Annotated in this window: 16 protein-coding genes; 6 read left to right on the forward strand and 10 right to left on the reverse strand. The window is 60.7% G+C overall.

From position 1 onward, the window contains the following. Positions 1-64: 64 nt before the first annotated feature. The 3 genes from AACT07_RS06235 to AACT07_RS06245 form a co-directional block, all read right to left on the reverse strand. On the reverse strand, positions 65-679 hold the full coding sequence (locus AACT07_RS06235; protein ID WP_069526942.1) for a superoxide dismutase: 615 nt from the start codon (positions 677-679) through the stop codon (positions 65-67). 17 nt (positions 680-696) lie between these two features. Then, positions 697-1,176 carry a hypothetical protein gene (locus AACT07_RS06240; RefSeq protein ID WP_005354955.1) on the reverse strand — a complete coding sequence of 160 codons (480 nt, stop codon included), beginning with the start codon at positions 1,174-1,176 and terminating at the stop codon, positions 697-699. A gap of 176 nt (positions 1,177-1,352) precedes the next feature. Beyond that, positions 1,353-2,369 (reverse strand): chemotaxis protein, encoded by a 1,017-nt coding sequence (locus AACT07_RS06245; RefSeq protein WP_005335957.1) that lies wholly within the window; start codon positions 2,367-2,369, stop codon positions 1,353-1,355. A 201-nt stretch (positions 2,370-2,570) separates the two neighbouring features. On the opposite strand from AACT07_RS06245, the gene AACT07_RS06250 reads away from it, so the two are divergent. Then, entirely contained in the window at positions 2,571-3,290 is a 720-nt protein-coding gene (locus AACT07_RS06250; RefSeq protein ID WP_069526943.1) for an SDR family NAD(P)-dependent oxidoreductase, read from the forward strand. On the opposite strand, the gene AACT07_RS06255 is transcribed toward AACT07_RS06250, so the two are convergent. Then, positions 3,277-5,343 (reverse strand): tRNA(Met) cytidine acetyltransferase TmcA, encoded by a 2,067-nt coding sequence (locus tag AACT07_RS06255; RefSeq protein ID WP_069526944.1) that lies wholly within the window; start codon positions 5,341-5,343, stop codon positions 3,277-3,279. The two genes, AACT07_RS06250 and AACT07_RS06255, sit on opposite strands and share 14 nt — an antisense overlap. Then, entirely contained in the window at positions 5,340-5,651 is a 312-nt protein-coding gene (locus tag AACT07_RS06260; protein ID WP_005354958.1) for an HlyU family transcriptional regulator, read from the reverse strand. The genes AACT07_RS06255 and AACT07_RS06260 overlap by 4 nt, the downstream gene beginning before the upstream one ends. 136 nt (positions 5,652-5,787) lie before the next feature. Here AACT07_RS06260 and AACT07_RS06265 point away from each other — a divergent pair, with 136 nt between their 5' ends. From AACT07_RS06265 to AACT07_RS06280, 4 genes are all read left to right on the forward strand, one after another. Further along, a complete protein-coding gene (locus AACT07_RS06265) occupies positions 5,788-5,994 on the forward strand; it encodes a bacterioferritin-associated ferredoxin (protein WP_005335965.1) in 207 nt (68 codons plus the stop codon). A 144-nt stretch (positions 5,995-6,138) separates the two neighbouring features. After that, a complete protein-coding gene (bfr, locus tag AACT07_RS06270; protein ID WP_005335967.1) occupies positions 6,139-6,618 on the forward strand; it encodes a bacterioferritin in 480 nt (159 codons plus the stop codon). A gap of 202 nt (positions 6,619-6,820) precedes the next feature. Beyond that, positions 6,821-8,932, forward strand: coding sequence for a DUF885 domain-containing protein (locus AACT07_RS06275; RefSeq protein WP_069526945.1), 2,112 nt, complete (start codon positions 6,821-6,823; stop codon positions 8,930-8,932). A gap of 88 nt (positions 8,933-9,020) precedes the next feature. Continuing rightward, positions 9,021-9,479 (forward strand): methylglyoxal synthase, encoded by a 459-nt coding sequence (locus AACT07_RS06280; protein WP_005363178.1) that lies wholly within the window; start codon positions 9,021-9,023, stop codon positions 9,477-9,479. Between the two features lie 70 nt (positions 9,480-9,549). Here AACT07_RS06280 and AACT07_RS06285 read toward each other — a convergent pair whose 3' ends face one another. Both AACT07_RS06285 and AACT07_RS06290 read right to left on the reverse strand, forming a co-directional pair. Continuing rightward, complete coding sequence (locus tag AACT07_RS06285) at positions 9,550-10,701, reverse strand: iron-containing alcohol dehydrogenase (protein WP_069526946.1); 1,152 nt, start codon at positions 10,699-10,701, stop codon at positions 9,550-9,552. Between the two features lie 143 nt (positions 10,702-10,844). Next, positions 10,845-11,300 (reverse strand): hypothetical protein, encoded by a 456-nt coding sequence (locus AACT07_RS06290; RefSeq protein WP_005341510.1) that lies wholly within the window; start codon positions 11,298-11,300, stop codon positions 10,845-10,847. A 473-nt stretch (positions 11,301-11,773) separates the two neighbouring features. Here AACT07_RS06290 and AACT07_RS06295 point away from each other — a divergent pair, with 473 nt between their 5' ends. Beyond that, entirely contained in the window at positions 11,774-13,246 is a 1,473-nt protein-coding gene (locus AACT07_RS06295; RefSeq protein ID WP_069526947.1) for a C69 family dipeptidase, read from the forward strand. A gap of 60 nt (positions 13,247-13,306) precedes the next feature. Here the strand turns inward: AACT07_RS06295 and AACT07_RS06300 are convergent, their stop codons facing one another. The 3 genes from AACT07_RS06300 to AACT07_RS06310 are packed head-to-tail and all read right to left on the reverse strand — an operon-like array spanning position 13,307 to position 14,908. Further along, complete coding sequence (locus AACT07_RS06300; protein ID WP_069526948.1) at positions 13,307-14,053, reverse strand: SDR family oxidoreductase; 747 nt, start codon at positions 14,051-14,053, stop codon at positions 13,307-13,309. Between the two features lie 56 nt (positions 14,054-14,109). Further along, on the reverse strand, positions 14,110-14,355 hold the full coding sequence (locus AACT07_RS06305) for a DUF3624 domain-containing protein (protein ID WP_005363187.1): 246 nt from the start codon (positions 14,353-14,355) through the stop codon (positions 14,110-14,112). 31 nt (positions 14,356-14,386) lie between these two features. Further along, a complete protein-coding gene (locus AACT07_RS06310) occupies positions 14,387-14,908 on the reverse strand; it encodes a GNAT family N-acetyltransferase (protein WP_069526949.1) in 522 nt (173 codons plus the stop codon). Positions 14,909-15,040: the final 132 nt, after the last annotated feature.

Here is a 15,040-nt window from a genome sequence, read left to right on the forward strand (position 1 = left end):
CGGGTCTTGTTATTGCAGCGCGGGTTGTGGCGGCTGTACTGCAAACCAATTCCCAGCGACCAAGTCAGCCTCGCACCGCCTGATAGCGGCGGGCCACCTCGGCCCAATCTACCACCTGATAGAAAGCCGCGATGTAATCCGGACGCTTGTTCTGGTACTTGAGGTAGTAGGCGTGCTCCCACACATCCAGCCCCAGGATCGGGGTATGGCCATGCATCAGGGGGCTATCCTGATTGGCACTGCTCTCCACCTGCAATCTGCCCGCCTTGTCCACCACCAGCCAGGCCCAGCCGCTGCCAAAGCGGCTCAGAGCCGCCTGAGTGAAAGCCTGCTTGAAGGCATCGAATCCCCCCAATTCCCGCTCGATGGCCAGCGCCAGCTCACCGCCCGGCTCACCGCCCCCCTGCGGGCTCATCACCAGCCAGAACAGGGAGTGGTTGGCATGGCCGCCGCCATGGTTGCGTACCGCCCCCTGCAAGGTGGCAGGCAGAGTATCGAAGCGGCGCAGCAGAGCCTCTACCGGCAGTGCAGCCAGCTCTGGCGCCCCTTCCAGCGCGGCGTTGAGGTTGTTGATATAAGTCTGGTGATGACGGCTATGGTGGATCTCCATGGTCAGTGCATCGATATGGGGCTCCAGTGCGTCGTAGGCATAGTTCAGGGCTGGCAGGGTATGGCTCATGATGACCTCTGTTCGGATTAATGGAGCCGGGATGAGGGCTCGCTCTGACACAGGCAGTGACCGAGCGAGCGCATGATCCCGGCGTGGCTGCCGTGGCGCTGTACGAACGTCAGCAACTCGGCACGGGTTGTGCGGGTATGGCGCAAAGCCGCCTCTCGCAGGCGAGAGGAGCAAGCGGGGGAGTGACAGGTCGCCAGCAAGCAGTCGTGCACATAGCAGAGCAGGTCGGCGGCGCGATCGGGCAGAGTCATGGCCACCAGCAGATCCGCCAGATTGTGGTGAGCCACAACCAGCGCAGCCACCGCTTCATCGGCGTCATGCCACTGCACCAATTGCTGACGAGCCAGCCAGAGCGCCTGCTGATAATGAGCCAGCGCCTGATGATACTCGCCGCAATCAAACAGCCGGTTGCCCTCTCGGGTCTGCTGTTTCCAGTGACTCATGCTGCTGCCACCTTCGGTCGACTCGACCCATCCCTTCACCCAGGTTGCTGTCATATGCTTCACACCAACAAATGATAATAATTATCATTACATAAATCATATCCGGGAGACAAGGGGCGTCGGGAATCGCAGCAAACAGCCAAAACAGCGCAGCCACTCCTTGGCAAGGAGTGGCTGCTTGAGGCAACCGGTCAGTGGATTCGACCGGCCAATTGGAAGTTAATGGCAGGTCAGATGTTGTTGGCGGGCGAGGGCGGGGCAATTCCCAGCAGCATGTGATCCATCATCCCCACCATGCGCCCTATCTCGGGCTTGGTGATGGTATCGTTGGCCCCCAGTTGTAGCGCTTTCTGGCGGTTATCATCGCTCATCAGGGAGGAGAACATCACGATGGGCATCTCCTTGTAGGAGGGGGTATCCCGCAGCCGCTTGAGCAGGTGCATACCATCCATGCGCGGCATCTCCACATCGGTGATCACCGCATTGACGAAGCCGGTCACCGGCATTCTCTCCTCCTGGGCCAGACGATCGAAATCCGTCATCATCTCCAGTCCCTCGCCGCCGTCCTTGGCCGTGATCACGTTGTAGCCAGCGGTGCGCAGGGTGGTCTCGATCATCTTGCGGATAAAGGCCGAGTCGTCCACCACCAGAATGGTCTTACCCTGGCGTAGCGCCATCATGCGATCGTCGATAAGCACCTTGCGATCCTGGGTGACGTCGTACTTCTCCATGCTGAGCTCGGGGTTGATGTCGGCGATGATCTTCTCGAAATCGAGGATCATGATGAGGTTGCCATCACGCCTGACCACGGCCACCACGCAGTCGTTCTCCCCCGCCTCCAGAAACTGGCTGGGTGACTCCACATCCTCCCAGGAGACCCGGTGGATCCTGCTGACGCTATCGATCAGGAAGCCGTTAGCCATCTTGTTGAAGTCAGTGACGATCACCACCTTGTGGCTGGGGTCCGGGTTGGTCTTGATGCCGAGCCAGCCCGCCAGATCCACCAGCGGGATGAGGCGATCCCGCAGGGAGAAGACCCCCACCATATGGCGCTGGGCATTGGGGTAATCGGTGGTCTCCGGCACCCGGATCACCTCGCGCACCTTGGCAACGTTGATCCCGTAATAAGCGGTTTTTTCACGACCGTCCGGTAGCTGCTTCTTGAGGTGAAACTCGATGATCTCAAGCTCGTTGGTGCCACTTTCGGTCAGGATAGATTTACGCTCTTCCCCATCTTTGGACATCATGGTGACTCTCATTCTGGTTGCGCGGGCAGCAGACCGCTGCGGTTTTCCCTCAGTATAGGAATGGAATTCACCCAGCGGCTCGGATCTCGGCAAGATTGCAGCCTTAACCGCTTGATCCCGCAGGCTGGCACGATCGTATCTGCCAATCAGGGCAACATTGGCGGATGGTGAAATCCATCATGTACTCACAAGGAGCCTGAGATGAGTGAAGGCATTGTCGTGATTGGCGCTTCTGGCGGTATCGGTGCGGCTCTGGTGACACACTGGTTGGCGGCGGGTGTCGGGCCAGTGATTGCCATCAGCCGTCAGCCCGCACCTGCTGGCCTCTCATCGCCGGGTCTGCACTGGCTATGTTGTGATTACAGCGATGAGCAGATGACAGAAGTGGTGGCGCGCATCGCGGAGTTGGCACCGAGACCGCACAGGGTGGTGATCTGCAACGGCATCCTGCATCAGGGGGAGATCCAGCCAGAGAAGCGACTCGAAGCAATCAATCTCGATGCCATGACCCGCTTCTACCAGACCAATGCCTTGCTGCCACTGCGCTGGATCAGCCAGTTGTTACCGCTGTTTGGCCGCGAGCCTTGCACTCTGGCCGTTCTCAGTGCCCGGGTCGGCAGCATTGGCGACAACCGGGCTGGCGGCTGGTATGGCTATCGCGCCTCCAAGGCCGCCCTCAACATGCTGCTCAAGTGTGCTGCCATCGAGCTGGCCCGGCGGGCTCCCGGCGTCAAATTGCTGGCCTTCCATCCCGGCACAGTGGATACCCAACTCTCTCGCCCGTTTCACGCCAATGTACCGGCGGGAAATGTGCAGAGTCCCGAGCTGGTAGCCGACCATCTGATTAAGCTGATGAACCGGCTGCAACCGGATGGCGAGCTGAGCTTTCTCGACTGGCAGGGCAAACCTATCGAGTGGTAGAGGAACTCAAGAGACGCGCCAGCAGCGCCCGCAAACTCTTGATCACGGCGGGCTTGCCAGCCAGTTGCAACCTCGCAGCCAGTCTTCCCCAGTCAGCATATTGCCAGATGGTGGCGATCAGCAGATAACGCTCATCCGGGGTGAGCTCGGCCAACCGGACCAGATTGCCCGCCAGCCACAACTGCAGGCTGGATTGGCTTAGTTCGAACGGCTTGTGATGATGGGCAAAGCATTCAATCTCGTCGCGCTCGAACTCGCCAAGCTCCGACGCGGTGACGGTACTGCCTTGCAGGCATTGCCATACCAGCTCGGGATCCAGCTCGCTCAACTCACCAGCCAGCAGGGTCGGCAACTGGCGAATGAAACGCTGCTGCCACTGATCCAGCTCGGGCTCATGTTCGGGTTTCAGCGCCTTTAGCAGCAGGGCTGCATGGCAGCCGCTGGCGGCATCCCGCTGCAGGCCGATGCGCAGCACCGCCAGCCCGGCCTTGCGCCAGAAGGGGAGCAGGTCGGCGCTAGCCGAAAAGGCAGAACCGAGGTAATCGATCCCCGACTGACGATAATGTTCTTCAAGCCTGCCAAGCAGCAGCGAACCCAGACCGTGCCGGTGCAGCTCGGGGTGGATGGCGATACGCATCACACGGGCGTAGCTGCGCCCCCCCGCAGTCTTGAAACCGGCATGAGCCAGCAGCGACTGGGGCAGCAGATGGCCGCGCGGACGGCGGCGACCGGCCCATATCGCCTCGGCAAGTTCAGGATCTATCTCCCCTTCCCGCGCCACCAGCGCCACTCCCAGCAGGCACACATCCTGCTCCAGCAGATGGATGTCGAGATCCGGACTCTCCAGCAGGGACCTGAGATCGCTCGGCGTAGTCTGGTAGTGGGCCAGCACCAGCAAGCCGAACAGCTGGTTGAGCAACTCCTCGTCGCTCGCCAACGCCTCCTGACTGACCAGACGCCAGCTCGGGCTGGTCGGCGGCAAGGGCATTGCGACTTCGGCATTGAGGCCGAGCAGGCGGAAAATCAGCGGCTCCAGCGGATCGCGCTCACTCCAGCGAATGGGTTCAGAGAGGTGGATCTCCTGCCACTCTGGGGTCTGGCTATCGAGCACCCGTTTGAAGCGCAGGTGAAAACCGCGCCCCGTCCCCTCGTAACCGTGCTCGGTGGTGGCAAACACGATGCGACTGTGGCGGGCCAGCATGGCCTCGAGCAGCGGGGTCGGAATGGCGGCCGCTTCATCCACCAGCAGCAGATCGGGATTCATCGCCTCGTGCACCAGCCGATCTGGCGAGCAGTAGCTCAGTCCGGTCAGCTGTTCCGGCGTGGTATCTAGCCCACGAGCGGCGTGGGCAAACAGGGTCGCTACCGTTGCCTGCGAGGGGGCCGTCACCACTATGTTCAGCCCAGGCTGCTGGCACAGCAGCTCGGCGGCAGCCAGCCCCAGCAGCGCACTCTTGCCACGACCGCGGTCGGCACTCAGCACCAGCGGCCGACGACGATGGCCCTGCAACACCTTGTGTATGGCGGGCAGTGCCCGTGTCTGATCGCAGCTCAGCCTGCACTCCGGCCCAATCGGTTGCCACGGCTGCGAGCAAACCGGCGGCTCCAGAGAGAGGGCTGGATCACCTTCCAGCAACCGAACCAGTCGGGCGATAAAGCCGTGGACGGCCCGGCCCGCCTCCTCCGGCTGGGCCACCAGCCGGATCCGGTCAGGATCCGGCCATGCAGGCCACTCTACTCTTGGCGGCGTCAGCAGCAACAGCAAGCCACCGGCGCGCAGAGTGCCCGCCAGCGCCCCGAAGGCATCGGGATGAAAGCCACTGAAGGCGTTGAACACCAGCGTGTCACACTCCTGACCAAGGCGTTGCAGCGACTTGGCTGCGGGTTGCGGGGCATAACACTCGGGCCCGGCTCCCAGCCAGAAGACAGTCTCACCGAGCAGGGATTGGGCGCGGGCAATGCAGTCGGCCTCCTCCCCCTCCAGCCAGATCAGGCGCCGCTCACCGGCGCGGGCCAGCGCCTCGCGCAGCAGGGTGACCTCTTGCAGTGTCATGAAGCTTGGCTGTCAGCCGGTTTGCGGGGCTCGAACATGCGATCTCCCATCTGATCGATAAAGGTGTGAGCCTTTTGCACCATGAAACGCTCGGCATCAGCCGGATTGGCAAACAGATCGGAGCGGATGAAACGGTGAGTCTGCAGCACGCCGTCCAGCTCCTTGGTGATGCGCCCTGCCAGTCGGTACTGGCCACCTTCGGCCATGGGTTCCGGATAGATGAGATAGCCGGCATATTCGGTGGGAGTGACTTCCGGCGCCTTGGTCGGCTCGCCCCCGAACAGGGCACTGAACAGTTTCTTGAGCATGGTGATCTCCTCTGGTTGCCAGCATTGTCCCCAAGGGGTTGCACAGTGGCAAGCAGGGGATCTTATTACCAATGGTTATTTGCACTACGAACCATTCTCATTTAGATTTCATCTCATTCCACAAGAGGTGACCATCATGTACGTCTGTTTGTGCCGCGGCATCACAGATACCCAGATCCGCAAAGCGGTGCAGTCAGGTAAAAGCGAATTCCGCCAGCTCAAGCAGTCGCTCGAGGTGGGTGCCCAATGTGGCAAATGCGTGCGCATGACCATGGAGATTATCGCCGCCGAGCTCGACAAGATGGAGCAGGAGCAACCCGTGCTCTACTACGAAGTGGCCTGATCCGGACACCTCCTTTCTGATGCGACCCGCCAACAGGGTCACCCCTTTTCTCAGGCGAGCTGGCTCGCCAGACCTCTTGTTGTCACTTTTCTGGACTAAGCTCTAACGATCGAAGCCTCAGGCACGAACCAAGGAGCACTGTCGATGAAAGGAGATCCCAAGATCATTGCCCACCTCAACAAGGTGCTGGCCAATGAGCTGATTGCCATCAACCAATACTTCCTGCACGCCCGCATCTACGATGACTGGGGCCTCAAGGCGCTCGGGCACAAGGAGTATCACGAGTCTATCGATGAGATGAAACACGCCGATGAACTGGTCAAGCGCGTGCTGTTTCTGGAAGGGCTGCCCAATTTGCAGGATCTGGGCAAGCTGCGTATCGGTGAGACCGTCGAAGAGATGCTGCGCTGCGACCTCTCGCTGGAGATGGATGCCATCCCCGACCTCAAGGTAGCCATCGCCTACGCCGAGTCGGTGCAGGACTACATCAGCCGCGACCTGTTCCAGGAGATCCTGGAGGATGAAGAGGAGCATGTGGACTGGCTGGAGACCCAGCTCGATCTTATCGATCGCATCGGGCTGGAGAACTACCAGCAGTCGCAACTGCACCACGGTTCATCCTGAATAGTTATGGCATGAAAAAACGATTAAAAAACCCGCTCAGGCGGGTTTTTTAATGTCTGGCTGCATAGCTTTTCACACCACTTATCAGCATGAAAAATAAGCTTATTTTTGCTATTCAGATCGCAATAACAGACGCCAGGTAGTTGCACTATTGGGGCCCCTCACAGGGACATACAATAACAACATGTGAAAGGACTACATCATGCACTTCCTACCCAACAAGCTCGCGCTAGCCTGCGCCATTTCCTTGTCTCTTACCGCATGCAATGACAACAGCTCGAACGCACCTGCAGATCCCGCAGCCACCAAAGCATCCCTGATGAAAACCATGGATGAGGCCCTGCGCGAGAGCCAGTCGCTCGACCCCTACGGTTTTGCCATCGATGCCACCAGCATCGCCAAGCGCAAAGCACTCGACAGTTCACTGCTCCAACGACTGAATGCTCTGGATCCCACTGTGCTAAGTGAGCGGGATCGGCTGTTCTACGACATGATCCGCTGGGACTTGCAGATCAATCTTGAAGGATACGATTTACCCCAATCCCAGATCCCGATCCATCACTTCCGCAACCGCGTGGTGGATCTGGCAGACGATGTCGGCGCAGCCCCTGCCAGCGGCAAAGCCGCTCGCACCGTCAGCGGTGACTTCGACTATTTCGAGCACAGCTCGGCCGACCAGGTGGAACCGGGTGATGGCGCATGGCGACGGGATCTCGACCGAACAGACACAGCTCCGGCACTTGCAATGGCAACCCGAGCAAAGACAACAATGACCCCGCTGGCCTGGTATCAGGAGCACCTCACCTGGCTCAAGGCCTATGACGGCTACCTGGCCGAGGTGAAGCACCAGTTCGAACTGGGCAGCGCCCAAGGCAATACCCTGCCGGACGAGCTGGTGGACCGGTTGCTGGCCCAGCTCAACAGCAAGCTGGATGGGGAGGCGATCGCCGGCTCCTACCTCGGCTGGCAGCAGTTGCCGGGGGATGCCGATGCCACACTGCGAGCAGACTACAAAGCCGTGTTGGACAGCATCAACACCCGCTATCTGGCGCTGCGCGACTATCTGGATTACCAGCATGGCGGCGCCTATGCAGTGCGCTTGGGTAGTGGCGAGTGTGATGATGGCTTCTGCGGCATGACCAACGGGCGAGACTGGTATCGCTGGCTGCTGAAGAAGCACACCACCACCAATATGACACCCGAGCAGGTACATGAGCTGGGATTGAGCGAGGTAGAGCGGATCTTCGCTGCCATGGTCAAGGTATGCCATTCCGTCGGCAAGTGTGACAGCGACGACGCGAGCCAGAGCAAGCAGAGCGGCCAGATCTACGCCTTCTTCCGCTATCTGAACGAGCCGGCCTTCTTCTATCAGAACCCGCTAGAGGTCTGGTCCGCCGGCCTCAACCCGGACAATGCAGCCGGGGCGACGTTGAGCGGGCCACAGCAGCAGGCGCTGGCCGAACACGATCGGGCACTGCAGGAGTACAACGTCTTCAAGAGCAAAGCAGCACTGGTGCTGCCAGACTTCTTCGATGCCGAACGTACCATTCCCAAACTGGATTACGAGGTGGTGCCCGTCTCCTATGAAGATGCGCCATACGGCGGGGTAGCCTGGTATCAGGACGGCAACCCGCAGACCGGCCGCAAGGGGCAGTTCTTCCTCAACACATACTACCCCTATGGTCTGCAGAGCTGGAACATCAGCACCCTGCTGGCCCACGAGGCGGCGCCGGGTCACCACTTCCAGATCACCATCGCCCAGGAGCTAGCCGCCAAGGATCCCGACTTCCCACAGTACGTGGCTAACGCCTCCTACACCGCCTATGCGGAGGGCTGGGCGCTCTACACCGAATACCTGGCGGATCACGACATGGGGCTCTATCAGGGACGGGGCCTCTATGATCCGGCGGTGGGAGACGTGAAGGCCGAGGGATCATCCGCCTTCAACAACCAGTTGCAATACTTCGGTCGCCTCAACGAGGAGATGCTCAGGGCGATGAGGCTGGTAGTAGATACCGGTATCCACTGGTATGGCTGGAGCCACGATCAGGCTGCCAACTACATGAAGGAGAACTCGGCATTGGGTGCTGGGGACATCAGCTCCGAGGTGCCGCGCTACATGGCCTACACCGGTCAGGCGACCTCCTACAAGGCAGGCCAGCTGGCGCTGATCCGGATGCGGGAGTCGGCCGAGCAGGCGCTGGGTGGAGACTTTGACCTCAAGGCGTTCCACCACCATGTGCTGGAATACGGCATGTTGCCCATCTCGGTACTGGAGCAGAAGAACAAGCAGTGGATTGAACAGTCGAAGTGATCACAGTTACGGCGCCCGGCAAGGCAACGGGCGCCGCTTTCGATTAGGATACGGCTCTCTGCCAATAACAATGCTACGGACGATTTCCATGGAACAGATTGCACGCGAGATGGCACCCCACAAACGGGTGGCACTGGTGGCTCACGACAACATGAAGACCCCTCTGCTGAACTGGGTGATGCGGCGCAAGGAGGAGCTCAAGCTCCACCATCTTTACGCCACCGGCACCACCGGCACCATGCTCGGCAAGAAGGCACAGCTGCCCATCACCTGCCTCTTCTCCGGCCCCATGGGGGGTGACCAGCAACTCGGCGCCCTGATCGCCGAAGGGAAGATCGACGTGCTGATCTTCTTCTGGGATCCCCTCAATGCGGTGCCCCACGATCCGGACGTGAAGGCGCTGCTGCGCCTCGCGGCAGTCTGGAACATCCCGGTCGCCACCAACGAGGCAACCGCCGATTTCATCATGGACAGCCCCCATATGCGGCAAGCGTTCAGCGTGCAGATCCCGGATTACGCCGGTTATCTGAAGGCGCGTACCGAGTGACCGGCTAACCAGTCATGCAAGAGGGCCGCAACAAGCGGCCCTCTTTATTAGGAAACAAACCGATGCCGGCTTATAGCGCCCGGGCGAGAATGCGCGCCACCCGATCCGGGTCGATATCCTGCTGCTCACCGAGCGCGGTGCGCCCCACCCGCTTGAGATTGGAGCAGACCGCCGGAATGCAACTTTCGCTGAGGCCATAGTCAACCAGCCGGGTACCCAATCCCATCTTCTGGAAGAACTGCTCGGTACGGATGATCGCCTCCTCGATGCGCAGGGCCTTGTCCTCGCGGGTCGAATGCCACACCCGCTCGGCAAACTGGGCCAGCTTGTCCTGCTTCTGGCTCGCCCGCTCACGGAGCAGTGAGGGGAGCACCACCGCCAAGCTCTGGCCGTGATCCAGCCCGTAAAGCGCCGTCAGCTGATGACCGATGGCGTGAGAGGCCCAATCCTGCGGCACTCCGCAACCGATAAGGCCGTTGAGCGCCAGACTGGCCGCCCACATCAGATTGGCCCGCACCTGATAGTTGGTCGGCTCCGCCAGCGCCCTGGGGCCGTTCTCCACCAGCACCTGCAGCAAACCTTCCGCCAGCCGATCCTGTACCTCGCCTCCCACCGGAAAGGTGAGGTACTGCTCGGCAATATGGACGAAGGCATCCACCACTCCGTTACCGGTCTGGCGAGGTGGCAAACTGTAGGTGGTCGCCGGATCGAGCACCGCAAATTGCGGCTGCACCAGCGGACTTCTGAAGGAGATCTTCACATCCCCCCGGCTCACCACCGAGGTGGGATTACTCTCGGAGCCGGTGGCTGGCAGGGTCAGCACGCAGCCCATCGGCAGCGCCTTGTGCACGCTCGCCTGCTTGCCGCAGATATCCCAGGGATCATCCCCCTCGTAGCAGGCGGCCGCCGCGACAAACTTGGTGCCATCGACTACCGAGCCGCCACCGACCGCCAGCAGGAAGTCGATGCGCTCGCGCTTCACCTGCGCCACCGCCTCCATCAACAGCTCGAATCTGGGGTTGGCGCCGATGCCGGAAAACTCCTGCCACGTCACCCCTTCCAGCGCCCGGGTCAACTGTTCATACACCCCGTTCTGCTTGATGCTGCCACCGCCGTAGAGCACCAGCAGCCGGCTGCCGGGCGGGATCAGGTCGGGCAGGCTCGCGATCTGTCCCTCGCCGAAACAGATACGGGTCGGATTGGCATATTGGAAGTTGTACACGGCGGACTCCTCGACTGGCTCAATGCGCGGACATTGTGCGCCTGTGGGGAGGTGAGGTCAAAAGAGCTGGCAGAAGCTTGCCCATCGGCGGTCGACACTGGCCAATCGGTGCCGACCGGGTAGATCTCAGAACAGCGGCAGGATCAGGCAGTTTTGGCCTCATCTGTGGATGAGCTCTTCTTGCCGGTCAGGCGATCCATCGCCTCCTTGAGCATCGCCTCTCGCTGCTCATTGAGCGGCTTGCTCTGCTCCGCCCGCTCTTCCGGCGTCAGCTTCTTGTTATCGGCGATGGTCTTGAGCTTCTCTTCGATCTCGTTGAACTTCTTGCGATCGAAACCAAGCGCCTTGTCCACCAGCTGCTGCACCACGCCCCCCTTGTCGGAGCTCATATCGAGCGCCGGCGGCAACTTGTTGTTCTTGGCCAGATGTTCGTAGGTCAGCACCTGCTGGGCCTGGCCGGTCATGCGCTGGGTGGAGAGGCTGACCATCTCCTCCCAGCCACCGCCCTGACCGCCGCTACTGGCACTGTTGAGGGTAGCGAGTGCGCGGTTGTTGGATGCGCTCTGGGCAAGCTGCTGGCTGTAGGGTTTGATATCCATGGGGGCTCCAATTCGGTGCGCATCTGCGGCAATGGGCACAGGCTGATCCGGTCACATGGGGCGTCATGCCCCACCATTATCAATTAAACCAGCAAGTTACAGGCCAACTTGTCAGATAGTGCGAGAGCCAGAGAGATGGCGGATCTCACCACGCATCCCACGCAAACAGGCGTCAGAATCATGACTCATCTGCTGCCAGCTCACGCTGTTTTGGCACATTTCGCCGTCCGCGCACCACGATGCCAGAGAAAAGTCAGGAACCGCAGATCGATCACAAAACAAACAACCACTCGGGAATACAATTTTGGCGCACATCACAACCAGCCAGCCGTGTCATGGATGATCTGTTCGAAAAACCAATAACAGGCAGACCAATCTGTCGTGCTCATTCCGCTGCCAGTTCGGAGTTGCAGCCTCCCCACACCTCATCCCCTCGTCTGACTCTCACTCACCGCAACCCTTCGGGTACACCTATGAAAAAACACACCTTGAGTCTTCTCTCCGCCACCCTGCTCACCCTGCTTGGCACCAGTGCCGACGCCTGTACCGGCCTCATCGTCGGCAAGGGGGCCAGCGCCGACGGCAGCGTGATGATCGCCAGAAACGAGGATTTTGGCGTCAACAACTGGAACAAGTACCTCGCCTTCCGGCCCGCGCAGCAGAACGAGGGCAAACTCTGGAAACTGGGCAACGGGCTGGAAGTGCCGATGCCCAAGGCATTTTCCGCCTACTCCGCCATCCACGACTGGGATGCCACCACCAGCGACCCGGCAGGCAAATATTATGAAGAGCGCGGCATCAACGAGTTCAACGTCGCCATCTCGGCCACCACCAGTGCCGAGGTCAACGACAAGGCCCAGAAAGCCGATCCGCTGATCGAGAAGGGAGTGATTGAAGCCATCATCCCGACCCTGATCCTGCCGCAGGCCAAGACGGCCAAAGAGGGGGTCGAGCTGCTCGGCCGCTATGTGGAGCAATATGGCGCCGGTGAGGGCAACAGCCTCTATCTGGCAGATGTGAACGAAGCCTGGCTGATGGAGATCGGCTCCGGCCACCACTGGATCGCGGTGCGGGTGCCGGACGACAGCTACGCCATGGTGGCCAACGGTCTGCGCATCCACGGCGTCAATCTCGACAGCACCGATGTGCTGCACTCGCCCAAGCTGCTGGAGTTCGTGCGCGAGCACAAACTGCTGGATAACGCCGACCCGAAAGATTTCAACTTCGCCAAGGCGTTCGGGGTGATTGCCGATCCCTACAACGTGGATCGGGAGTGGATCGGCCAAAAAATGCTGACCGCCTCCCACAAACAGGCGACCCGGCAGGCGCAATATCCACTGTTTATGAAGCCGGATGCCCCCATCGCCGTGCCGGACGTGGCCAGGGTGCTGAGCGCCACCTATGACGGTACGCCGCTCGCGGGCAAGGCGGAGCGGCCAATCCGCGTCGATCGCCAGCTGGAATCCCACGTCATCCAGCTGCGCAAGGAGATGCCCAAAGAGCTGCAGGGGCTCATCTGGCAGAGCTACGGCGTGCTGGCCGAATCTGTGATGGTGCCGCTCTACAATACCCTGGAAAACTATCCCCTGCCCTATCGCACCGGCAGCGACAGCTACTCCGATGATTCCGCCTACTGGCAGTTCCGCAGCCTGACCGCGCTGGCCAGCGCCGATCCGGACAAGTACCTGCCGCTGCTGCGCGGCGTCTGGAGCAAAGAGAGCGCCAAGCTCTACAAGGAGGTCGCCCTGCTCGACAAGACCCTCAAGCAGACCTATGCCAGCGACAAGGCGACGGCGCTCGGGCTGGCCGCCGACTACTCCTACGGCCAGCTGGAGCAGACCTATCAGATGGCCAAAGATCTGCGCTACAAGCTGATGACGGATCTCGCCAAGCGCAGCGAGAAGAAGTATTCGGAGGAGGTGTTCAAGAAGATCATGAGCCTCTAATCGGCTCGCCAACGCAAAGAGGCTCCCACAGGAGCCTCTTTGTTTCAACCAATGCAGCAATCAGCGACGGCTGATATTGAGCGGGCCGAAGGTCTGCGCCACCGGCATGATCTCGATGCTGTTGATGTTGACGTGGGCCGGTTGCTGGCTCACCCAGAGCACGGTATTGGCGATATCTTCCGGCTGGATCGCCTCCACCCCCTGATAGACGGAGGCCGCCTTGGCATCGTCACCGTGGAAGCGCACGTTGGAGAACTCGGTGCCGCCGCACAGGCCCGGCTCCACGTTGGTGACGCGTATGGCGGTGCCCGCCAGATCGGCGCGCAGGTTGAGGCTGAACTGCTTCACGAACGCCTTGGTGGCGCCGTAGACGTTGCCGCCCGGATAGGGGTAGGTGCCGGCGATGGAGCCGATGTTGATGACGTGGCCGCGATTGCGCGCCACCATGCCCGGCAGCAGCAGACGGGTGAGCAGGGTCAGACCGCTGATGTTGGTGGCGATCATCTGCTCCCAATCTTCCAGATCCGCTTTGTGGGCCGGCTCCAGCCCCAGCGCCAGACCGGCGTTGTTGACCAGCAGATCCACCTCGCTCCACTCGGCTGGCAGCCCGTCGATGGCAGCGCGGGTGGCCGCCTTGTCCTGCACGTCGAACGCCAGCGGCAGAAACTGCTCGCCCAGCTCATCGGCCAGCGCAGCCAGCCGCTCGGCACGGCGACCGGTACCGATCACCTTGTAGCCCGCCTGCACCAGCTGACGGCTGATGGACTCACCAAACCCGGACGAGGCGCCCGTTACCATTGCAATCATCTGAACCTCCATATCTACACCGATATTGTTATTTATGTTGTTGAAACCAATCTGATTTATTCATCGCTCAATTCACGTCCGGTCGCCTTGCGCCAGACAAATACCACCAGATGGAGCAGCAACAGGCCCGAGCCACCCAGCGCAAACAGCAGGCCGGTGAGGGCGTTGACCGAGGTGTCGGCACCGCACCACCACCAGACCAGCCAGCCAATCAGGCCGATGACGAAGGTCTGGCCAGCGCAGACCGGACAGCGCCCCAGCTTGGCCCTGATGGCGGTGGCAAGACAGTTGTCGCAGCTCATCCTGCTCCTCGATTCTGCTCGTTCAACATGATCAGTTGGCCTGTGCAGAGGGCTTGCGCGCCTGAGTGCGAGCCACTCTGCGCCGCTCACGCTCCTCGTCGCTCACCAGCGGCAGCACCAGCCGGTGGGCGTGCTGGTCGCGGCCATAGTAGTCCGCCAGCCGCTGCTGGGGACGAAATCCCAATCCCTGATAGAGCGCCAGCGCCTCTGCGTTGGCATCCCCCACTTCGAGGCGAATCGCCCCCCAGCCAGCGGCCTTGCCCTCGCGGATCACCTGCTCCAGCAGACGGCGGGCCCAGCCCAGACGACGCACCGTCCAGCGGATAGCCAGCGCCTGAATGACCAGCCGATCCCAGCCTCTGTGCTCCAGCAGGCAGAGATAGCCCATCAGCTGATGTTTCTCGTCCAGCAGCAACAGGGTGCGCCCCTTGGCGTGGGCCAGCAGATAGTGCCAGCGGCTGCGGCCAAAGGCGACTTCGGGAGGAAAACAGTAGCGTTCAAGATTAACGATGGCGCCCAGATCATCGGTTCGGGCCGCACGTACGGTCAACACGGGGAGTCCTTGTTCGGTTATTTATCCTCAGCACCAAAAATGCGACTTGTATCACAAGTTACCAAGGCGTCATATTAGGCACTGTAACCTCTTGTTTCCCCTCGCGCCATTGTCGTGCTTGTCGGTGCATCG

It is taken from the genome of Aeromonas sp. ANP5 (assembly GCF_963870295.1).
GTDB lineage: Bacteria > Pseudomonadota > Gammaproteobacteria > Enterobacterales > Aeromonadaceae > Aeromonas > Aeromonas veronii.

Excerpts from the sequence above, each read along its gene's own strand:
- AACT07_RS06245 (WP_005335957.1), bottom strand. The coding sequence starts at position 2,369 with ATGATGTCCAAAGATGGGGAAGAGCGTAAATCTATCCTGACCGAAAGT.
- AACT07_RS06295 (WP_069526947.1), top strand. The coding sequence starts at position 11,774 with ATGAAAAAACACACCTTGAGTCTTCTCTCCGCCACCCTGCTCACCCTG.
- AACT07_RS06235 (WP_069526942.1), bottom strand. The coding sequence starts at position 679 with ATGAGCCATACCCTGCCAGCCCTGAACTATGCCTACGACGCACTGGAG.
- AACT07_RS06255 (WP_069526944.1), bottom strand. The coding sequence starts at position 5,343 with ATGACACTGCAAGAGGTCACCCTGCTGCGCGAGGCGCTGGCCCGCGCC.
- AACT07_RS06280 (WP_005363178.1), top strand. The coding sequence starts at position 9,021 with ATGGAACAGATTGCACGCGAGATGGCACCCCACAAACGGGTGGCACTG.
- bfr (WP_005335967.1), top strand. The coding sequence starts at position 6,139 with ATGAAAGGAGATCCCAAGATCATTGCCCACCTCAACAAGGTGCTGGCC.
- AACT07_RS06275 (WP_069526945.1), top strand. The coding sequence starts at position 6,821 with ATGCACTTCCTACCCAACAAGCTCGCGCTAGCCTGCGCCATTTCCTTG.
- AACT07_RS06240 (WP_005354955.1), bottom strand. The coding sequence starts at position 1,176 with ATGACAGCAACCTGGGTGAAGGGATGGGTCGAGTCGACCGAAGGTGGC.
- AACT07_RS06260 (WP_005354958.1), bottom strand. The coding sequence starts at position 5,651 with ATGCTCAAGAAACTGTTCAGTGCCCTGTTCGGGGGCGAGCCGACCAAG.
- AACT07_RS06265 (WP_005335965.1), top strand. The coding sequence starts at position 5,788 with ATGTACGTCTGTTTGTGCCGCGGCATCACAGATACCCAGATCCGCAAA.
- AACT07_RS06290 (WP_005341510.1), bottom strand. The coding sequence starts at position 11,300 with ATGGATATCAAACCCTACAGCCAGCAGCTTGCCCAGAGCGCATCCAAC.
- AACT07_RS06250 (WP_069526943.1), top strand. The coding sequence starts at position 2,571 with ATGAGTGAAGGCATTGTCGTGATTGGCGCTTCTGGCGGTATCGGTGCG.
- AACT07_RS06305 (WP_005363187.1), bottom strand. The coding sequence starts at position 14,355 with ATGAGCTGCGACAACTGTCTTGCCACCGCCATCAGGGCCAAGCTGGGG.
- AACT07_RS06300 (WP_069526948.1), bottom strand. The coding sequence starts at position 14,053 with ATGATTGCAATGGTAACGGGCGCCTCGTCCGGGTTTGGTGAGTCCATC.